8 protein-coding genes are annotated in these 6,714 nt (G+C 75.1%); 3 read left to right on the top strand and 5 right to left on the bottom strand.

The window, feature by feature from the left end:
* The 3 genes from AB0637_RS14955 to AB0637_RS14945 all read left to right on the top strand — a co-directional run.
* On the top strand, positions 1-317 hold a 317-nt coding region (locus AB0637_RS14955), incomplete at its 5' end, for a hypothetical protein (protein ID WP_366173220.1).
* A gap of 169 nt (positions 318-486) precedes the next feature.
* The gene (gene moaA, locus AB0637_RS14950) at positions 487-1,539 is read left to right on the top strand and encodes a GTP 3',8-cyclase MoaA (protein ID WP_366173228.1); all 1,053 of its coding nucleotides are present in this window, start codon (positions 487-489) and stop codon (positions 1,537-1,539) included.
* A gap of 48 nt (positions 1,540-1,587) precedes the next feature.
* Positions 1,588-1,845, top strand: coding sequence for a MoaD/ThiS family protein (locus tag AB0637_RS14945; RefSeq protein WP_366173219.1), 258 nt, complete (start codon positions 1,588-1,590; stop codon positions 1,843-1,845).
* 15 nt (positions 1,846-1,860) lie between these two features.
* Here AB0637_RS14945 and AB0637_RS14940 read toward each other — a convergent pair whose 3' ends face one another.
* Genes AB0637_RS14940 through AB0637_RS14920 form a run of 5 tightly spaced genes read right to left on the bottom strand, consistent with a single transcriptional unit; the run spans position 1,861 to position 6,640 of the window.
* A complete protein-coding gene (locus tag AB0637_RS14940; protein WP_366173218.1) occupies positions 1,861-2,532 on the bottom strand; it encodes an FCD domain-containing protein in 672 nt (223 codons plus the stop codon).
* A gap of 16 nt (positions 2,533-2,548) precedes the next feature.
* Entirely contained in the window at positions 2,549-3,673 is a 1,125-nt protein-coding gene (locus tag AB0637_RS14935) for a mandelate racemase/muconate lactonizing enzyme family protein (RefSeq protein WP_366173217.1), read from the bottom strand.
* 54 nt (positions 3,674-3,727) lie between these two features.
* Positions 3,728-5,176, bottom strand: a complete 1,449-nt coding sequence (locus tag AB0637_RS14930; RefSeq protein ID WP_366173216.1) for an NAD(P)/FAD-dependent oxidoreductase — start codon at positions 5,174-5,176, stop codon at positions 3,728-3,730.
* Positions 5,173-6,213, bottom strand: coding sequence for an FO synthase (locus tag AB0637_RS14925; protein WP_366173214.1), 1,041 nt, complete (start codon positions 6,211-6,213; stop codon positions 5,173-5,175). Before AB0637_RS14925 ends, AB0637_RS14930 begins: the two co-directional genes overlap by 4 nt.
* Before the next feature lie 16 nt (positions 6,214-6,229).
* A complete protein-coding gene (locus AB0637_RS14920) occupies positions 6,230-6,640 on the bottom strand; it encodes a molybdenum cofactor biosynthesis protein MoaE (RefSeq protein ID WP_366173226.1) in 411 nt (136 codons plus the stop codon).
* Between the last annotated feature and the right edge of the window lie 74 nt (positions 6,641-6,714).

The following is a 6,714-nucleotide window of genomic DNA, read 5'->3' as shown; positions in this document are numbered from 1 at the left end:
TGCTGCTGCCCGACCTGTTCGGGCACTGGCTCGCCGACGTCCAGGTCGCCGAGGCGACGAACGGCGCGGGGCCCCCAGCCCGGTCCGGCACCGCCCGGTCGGGCACCGCCCGGTCGGGACGTCCTCAGGCGGCGTGCGCCAGCGGAAGCTGCGAACCCGAGGTGCTCCAGCGCATCTCCAGGTGCGGGCGTCCCGACGTGTCGCGCACCGTCACCCAGTGCATGACGGGCCTCGCCGTGGCGTGTTCCGTGGTCGTGGTCTCGATGTCGTTCATGTGCCACCTCCTGTTCATCTGGAGTTCACTTTACATCCTGTGAACCACTTCGGAGCAACTCGTGACGCGCTTCACTCGATGTGAGCAACCGCACACACCTCACCGCTCGTGCGGAAGAGTCGCCGGCGTCGACCTACCCTGGGCACGTGACGACGGTCGACCTCGGTGTCCCTCGCCTGCGGCGCCCGGGCGCCGCGGACGGTCCCGGCGGTCTGCCCGGGGGGTTGCCCGGTGACCGCCCCGACACCCCGGACCTCCTCGACAGGCACGGTCGCACCGCCCGCGACCTGCGCGTCTCCCTCACCGACCGCTGCAACCTGCGCTGCCACTACTGCATGCCCCCCGAGGGGTTGCCGTGGCTGGACCGCGCCGAGGTCCTCACCGACGCCGAGGTCGTCCGGCTCGTCCGGCTGGCCGTGCGCGACCTCGGCGTCCGCGAGGTGCGCTTCACCGGTGGTGAACCGTTGCTGCGCAAGGGCCTGGAGGAGATCGTGGCGGCGACGACGCGATTGCGGACCACCACCGGGGAACCGGTCCGCACCTCCCTCACCACGAACGGCATCGGCCTGGACCGACGGGCGGCGGGACTGGCCGAGGCGGGCCTGACGCGCGTGAACGTCTCCCTCGACACGCTGCGCCCGGACCGGTTCGCCGCGATCACCCGCCGGGACCGGCTCACCGACGTCCTCGCGGGCCTGCAGGCCGCCGCTGCGACGGGCCTGGCCCCCGTGAAGGTGAACGCCGTCCTCCTGCGCGGGACGAACGACGACGAGGCCGGCGACCTGCTGCGCTGGGCGCTCGAGGCGGGGTACCGGCTGCGCTTCATCGAGCAGATGCCACTGGACCCGCACGGGTCCTGGCAGCGCGACCAGATGGTCACGGCCGACGAGATCCTCGCTGCGCTGCACCGGGAGTTCCGCCTCGTGGCCCGTCCGGGCACGGCCCGGGGCGCCGCCCCCGCCGAGACCTGGGACGTCGTGGACGCGGACGGCACCCACCGCGGGGACGTCGGGATCATCGGGTCGGTGACCCGCCCCTTCTGCGGTGACTGCGACCGCACCCGTCTGACGGCCGACGGCCAGGTCCGCACCTGCCTGTTCTCCACCACCGAGACCGACCTGCGGCAGGCCCTGCGCTCGGGCGCCGACGACGCGGCGCTCGCCGACGCCTGGCGCACCGCGATGTGGGGCAAGCTGCCGGGTCACGACATCGACGACCCCGCGTTCCTGCACCCGACCCGGCCCATGAGCGCCATCGGTGGCTGAGACCCACCGGGTCCGCACCGGACGACCCACCCAGAAGGTGAACAGCAGGTGAACGAGACGGCAACGCTGGACGTCCGCTGGTTCGCGGGAGCGGCGGCCGCCGCCGGCTGCGAGCAGGAGAGCGTCCCGCTGGACGTCGGCGCGACGCTCGAAGACCTCGTGCGGACGCTCGGCGCCCGCGGCCCGGCCCTGACCCGTGTGCTCGCCGCGAGCAGCTTCCTCGTCGACGGCGTCGCGGCCCGCCCCGAGGACCGGCTCGTCCCCGGCACGACCCTCGACGTCCTGCCGCCCTTCGCGGGCGGCTGAGGTCCTGCGGGAACGTCAGCGCTGCTGCAGGCGGGCGATCGAGGACGTGAGGTGCACGCGCATGGCCGCTCGCGCGGTCTCCGCGTCCCCGCGCCGCACCGCCAGGACGACCGCCGCGTGTTCGGCCACGACCGCCCCGGCTGCGGGCTCGTCCCCGCCGCGCAGACGGGCCGACGGCATCGCGATCATCGGCTCACCCAGGGAGCCGAGCAGGTCGCGCAGGTAGCGGTTCCCGGACGCCGTCGCCACGGCCAGGTGGAACGCGAAGTCGGCCGCGACGGCGTCGGCGGGCCGGTCGGCGACCCGGGCGAACGTGTCCGCGGCGCGCGTCAGGACCGCCAGCTGCTCCTCGTCCCGGCGCGCGGCGGCCAGCGCCGCGGCCTCGGTCTCGACGGCCGTCCGGAACTCCAGGAGTTCGACCCGGTCGGCCAGGGAACGCAGTCCGCCGACGTCGACGCCGAACGTCTCCCCGCTCGGCCGCGCCAGGACGAAGGACCCCCGGCCCCGGTGCGTCTCGACGAGCCCCGCGGCCTGCAGCCTGGACATGGCCTCCCGCACGACGGTCCGCGAGACGCCGAACTCGGCGACGAGTTCGCTCTCGGACGGCACCGCGCGGCCGGGGGCGAGGTCGCCGTCGACGATGCGGGTCCGCAACACGTCGACGAGGGCCTGGGTGCGTGTGGTCACGATCCGGTCGCTCCCGTCAGCGGACGCCGAACTCGACGCGTTCGGTCGTCCACGCCCGGGCCTGCTCGCTGAACGTGAACCCCAGGCCCGGCCGGTCGGGGACGACCATGCGCCCGCCGACGGTCTCGAGCCGTTCCTCGAAGAGCGGGTCCAGCCACTCGAAGTGCTCGACCCACGTCTCGCGCGGGTAGGTCGCGGCGAGGTGCAGGTGGATCTCCATGGCGAAGTGCGGCGCCAGGTCCACCCCGGCCTGGTCCGCGAGCGCCGCGAGCCGCAGGAACGGGGTGATCCCACCGATGCGGGGGGCGTCGGGCTGCAGGACGTCGGCGGAGCGGTGCTCGAGGAGCTGCAGGTGCTCGGCGACGCTGGCGAGCATCTCCCCCGTGGCGACCGGGGTGTCCAGGGCGCGGGCGAGGTCGGCGTGCCCGACGGCGTCGTAGGCGTCGAGGGGTTCCTCGATCCACACGAGGTCGAACTCCTCCAGCGCCCGTCCCATGCGCAGGGCGGTCCGGCGGTCCCACTGCTGGTTGGCGTCGACCATGAGGGGGACGTCGGGTCCGAGGTGCTCGCGGACGGCGGCGACGCGACGCAGGTCCTCGCGCGTGTCGGGCTGTCCCACCTTGATCTTGATGCCGCCGATGCCGGCGGCGAGGGAGGCGTCGGCGCGGTCGAGCACCTCCGGCAGCGGCGTGTGCAGGAAACCGCCCGAGGTGTTGTAGGTGCGGACGGACTCCCGGTGCGAGCCGAGCAGCTTCGACAGCGGCAACCCCGCGCGACGCGCCTTGAGGTCGTGCAGGGCGACGTCGAGCGCGGCGATGGCCTGCGTCGCCACCCCGCTGCGGCCGACGGACGCCCCGGCCCACAGGAGCTTGGTCGTGACCTTGGCGATGTCGCTGGGGTCCTCCCCCAGCAGGTCGGCGGCGACCTCCTTCGCGTGGGCGTACTGCGCGGGACCGCCCGCCCGCTTGGAGTAGCTGAACCCCGTCCCCACGTGGCCGTCCTCGGTGGTCACGACGGCGACGAGGACGGCGATCTCGGTCATGGGGCGCTGGCGGCCGGTGAGTACCTTGGCGTCGCTGACGGGCTGGGCGAGCGGCAGGCGCAGCGTCGACAGCTCGACGTGCCGGATGCGGTCGGACACGGGACCTCCTGGGGACGGGACGACCCACTCATCATACAAGTAGGCCTACTTGTCCTATGAGAAGGGCGCGGGGTGGAACGTGCCGTTGCGGCGCCGGAACTCGCTCGCCGTGTCCGGCCACAGCAGCGTCAGCCGCCCGTTGCGCGGGTCGACGTACCAGCTCGAGCAGCCACCCCGCAGCCACACGGAGTCCGCGGCCATCGCGTCGACCTCGGCCGTGTACCGCCGCTGCGCCGGCAGGCTCACCTCCAGCGGTCCCCCGGCCACCGCGAGGTGGTCCAGAGCCCCCAGCAGGTACCCGACCTGGCTCTCGATGACGTGCACCGCGGAGTTGTGCCCCAGGCTCGCGTTCGGCCCGTCGAGCACGAAGAGGTTCGGGAACCCGTGCACCACGGTCGAGGCGTGCGAGACCATCCCGCCCTCCCACGCCTGCGCGAGCGTGCGCCCGTCCCGGCCGGTGACGCGTGCCGCGTACGGCTGCACCGTGGAGTGGAAACCCGTCGCGAGCACGAGGACGTCGAGCGCGTGCCGCCGGCCGTCCGCCGTCGTCACCGACCCGGGTCCGGCCGACCGCACGGCCGAGGGCACCAGCCGCACGTCCGGGCGCTGCAGCGCCGGGTAGAACTCGTCCGAGAGCAGGACGCGTTTGCAGCCCACCTCGTAGTCCGGCGTCAGCGCCGCCCGCAGGACCGGGTCGGGAACCTGCGCGCGCAGGTGCTCCGACGCCCTGCGCCGCAACGCCTCCAGCGCAGCGGGGTCGAGGCGTCGTGCGGCCAGCCCGCGTTCCATGTCCGCGAACGTCTCCTCGCGCAACCGCTGCGCCGTCTCCGGCGAGGCGGCGAAACCCGCCCGCTCGGCGGGGCTGAACGCGCGGTCGCCGCGGGGGACGATCCAGGCCGCGCTGCGCTGGAACACGTCGACGTGCGCGGCCCGGCCCGCGAGTTCCGGCACGACCTGCACGGCCGAGGCCCCCGTCCCCACGACACCGACGCGGAGGCCGGTGAGGTCGAGCCCGTGGTCCCACCGGGACGTGTGGACGACGGGCCCACCGAACTCCCCCAGACCGGGGACGTCGGGTATCCGGGGTTCGGTGAGCCGGCCCGCGGCCAGGACGAGGACCCGCGCCCGCACCGGCCCCGTCGACGTCGTCAGCGCCCAGTGCTCCGCGTCCGCGTCCCACACCGCGTCGAGGACCTCGCAGCCCAGCCGGACGTGGTCGGCCACCTCGCGGGCCCGCTCGCGCAGGTACCGCTGCACCTCCGACCCCGGGGCGAACACCCGCGACCACCCGGGGTCGGGGGCGAAGGAGAACGAGTACAGGTGCGACGGGACGTCGCACGCGACGCCCGGGTAGGTGTTGTCCCGCCACGTGCCGCCGACGTCGTCCGCACGTTCGAGGACGACGAAGCGCTCCCGGCCCCGGCGTGCGAGCCGGAGGGCCGCCCCGAGCCCCGCGAACCCCGCGCCCACGACGGCGACGTCGAGGACCTCCCCCCGGCTCACGCGGACGCGGGCTCGCCGTAGCGGGTGGTGCGCTGCCGCAGCGGCCGGCCGACCCGGTCCGCGAGCGCCTGGGCGTCCTCGCGCGTCAGGGTCGTCCCGGCCTCCTGCCCCGCCGCGGGGTCGAGCGTCCCGTCGAGCAGCAGCCCCCCGAGGTCGTCGGCGCCGCCGCGCAGCAGGTCCGCGACGAGCCCGGCGGGGTGCTTGGGCCAGGCGGCCTGGACGTGGTCGACGGCGCCGTCCAGCAGCAGGCGGGCGACGGCGTGCAGCGCCCGGGTGGCGCGGGCCGACGGCGGGCCCAGCGGGGACGGCATCGCGATGAACTCCGTGATCCCGCGGGTGCGGGTGGCCAGCGCCGCGAGCAGCCGCAGGTGCGCGACCTGCTGGGCGGGCGTCTCAGGTCCGCCGTGGACGAGTGTCGACGTCGAGGTCAGCCCGACCTCGTGGGCCGTCCCGAGGACGTCCAGCCACGTCGCCACCGGCAGGTCGGGCGTGCCGCCGTTGAGCTCGGTCCGGACGGCGTCGTCGAGGACCTTGGCGGCCGTGCCGGGCACGGAGCCCAGCCCGGCGTCACGGGCGTCCTCGAGGAACGCGCGGGGCGTGGACCCCCGCAGCCCGGCGGCCCGCAGCACCTCCGGGACGCGGAAGGCGTGCAGGTGCACACCCGCCTCCCCGGCCCCCTCGGCCACCGCGGTGACGAGGGCGAGGGAACCGTCCGGCCCGGCGCGCTCGGGGACGGGGCCCTGCACGCACACCTCGCTCGCTCCCAGCGCCACGGCTTCGGCCACGAGGGCACGGACGTGGCCCGGGTCGGCGCCCACGCGTTCGCCGTCGAGGTTGCGGTTCACGACGAAGGTGACGGCCTCCCCCACGCGGCGGCGGCGCACGTCGTCGGCGGTCGCCGCCAGCTGCTCGAGGTCGTCGCCGTCGGCGGCCAGCAGGGCCACGGCGTGCTCGTCGGTCAGCGCCCGGTGGTCGTGCGCGGCGGTGGCGAGGGCTTCGGCGAGAGCGCGGGCGAGCTGGGCGGACGGGGCTGGCACCGCCTGAGGCTAACCCTCAGGGACAGGCGACCCACTCGGAGGTGCCGTCGCCGAAGTGCTGGTGCTTCCACACCGGCAACCGGTCCTTGACCTCGTCGACGAGGCGCGCGCAGGCCGCGAACGCCTCCGCCCGGTGGGCGGCCGAGACCGCGACGGCGAAGGCGACGTCACCGACGGCCAGGTGCCCCAGGCGGTGCCCGACGGCGACGGCGTCCACCTCGCAGCCGGCGACGACCTCCTCGACGACGGCCCGCAGGACGTCGGGGGCGCTGGGGTGGCCCACGTACTCCAGGTCCCGCACGGACCGGCCGTGGTCGTGGTCGCGGACGACCCCGCCGAAGGTGACGACCGCACCGGCCGCGGCGTCGCCGACGAGCGCAGCGTGCTCGGCGACGTCGAGCGGTGCGGGACCCACCGTCGTCCGCACGACGCGACGGGCGGGAGGCGTGAGTCGAGCGGGTGGGTGCACGTCCACAGGGTAGGTGTGGGTCGGGACAGGTG

This window comes from Kineococcus sp. NPDC059986, from assembly GCF_040702905.1.
Classification (GTDB): Bacteria; Actinomycetota; Actinomycetes; order Actinomycetales; family Kineococcaceae; genus Kineococcus.
The sequence above is the reverse complement of the archived record's forward strand: the minus strand, read 5'-3'. Positions and strand labels throughout refer to the sequence as shown.